The sequence below is a fragment of the Streptomyces sp. URMC 123 genome, from assembly GCF_051386515.1.
In the GTDB taxonomy this organism is placed as follows: domain Bacteria; phylum Actinomycetota; class Actinomycetes; order Streptomycetales; family Streptomycetaceae; genus Streptomyces.
In genome coordinates this window covers 1-260 of the sequence record NZ_JBPQTV010000777.1, presented here as the reverse complement: position 1 = coordinate 260, position 260 = coordinate 1, and the positions used below count along the sequence as shown (strand labels likewise).

General features: G+C 67.3%; 1 protein-coding gene. It reads left to right on the top strand.

The features are described 5' to 3' along the window. The coding region (locus tag ACSNOD_RS31970) for a flavodoxin-dependent (E)-4-hydroxy-3-methylbut-2-enyl-diphosphate synthase (protein WP_436770544.1) at window positions 1-260 on the top strand (260 nt) is incomplete at both ends.

The window sequence follows — 260 nt, the reverse complement described above, 5'->3', positions numbered from 1 at the left end:
CCGACCAAGCTCGCCGATCGGCGGGTCAGCCGGAAGATCCAGGTCGGGTCGGTGGCCGTGGGCGGTGATGCCCCGGTATCGGTGCAGTCGATGACGACGACGGTGACGGCGGACATCGGTGCGACGCTGCAGCAGATCGCGGAGCTGACGGCGTCGGGCTGTCAGATCGTGCGGGTGGCGTGCCCGTCGCAGGACGACGCGGACGCGTTGCCGATCATCGCGAGGAAGTCGCAGATTCCGGTGATCGCCGATATTCACTT